The organism is Haloarcula sp. Atlit-7R (assembly GCF_003666065.1).
Classification (GTDB): Archaea; Halobacteriota; Halobacteria; order Halobacteriales; family Haloarculaceae; genus Haloarcula; species Haloarcula taiwanensis.
Window position 1 is genome coordinate 1 of record NZ_QXIK01000122.1, and the last position, 437, is coordinate 437.

Annotated in this window: 1 pseudogene; it reads left to right on the plus strand. The window is 56.1% G+C overall.

What is annotated here, in order from left to right:
• Nucleotides 1-437 (plus strand): annotated as a pseudogene (locus D3D01_RS24750) (transcriptional regulator); the annotation flags it as partial.

A 437-nucleotide genomic window follows, 5' to 3' on the forward strand; every position in this document is an offset into this window, starting at 1 on the left:
GGACGGACTTGCTGTCGAGATACTTCGGACGGTAGGTGAGACTGAAAGCGGACACATGGCCTACAGCGCCCTACAATCGGCGTTCAGTCAGTACGATAGGACCACGGTCTCGCGGCGATTGAACGAGAAGCTAATCGAGTATGGTCTTTGTGAGAAGTACGGCGCTCGCGGAAACCTACGAATCGAGATTCTCGACAAAGGAGCGTTGTACCTCGAAGAATTAGCCAAAGAGAAAGAGCGACAAAAGGCCCTTCAGGACTACGTTACGAACACCCCAAAACCAAACCACAATACCCGTGTAATCACGGACCGCCCTCGGGGAGGGAGGGAGGACGACCACCGACCGACCGCCGAAGGTGAGGCGTCGACGACGCCGGACGGACGGGTTCGCTTACCTCGGTATCACGGTGTGGACTATCTTTCGTACGCAGAGACGA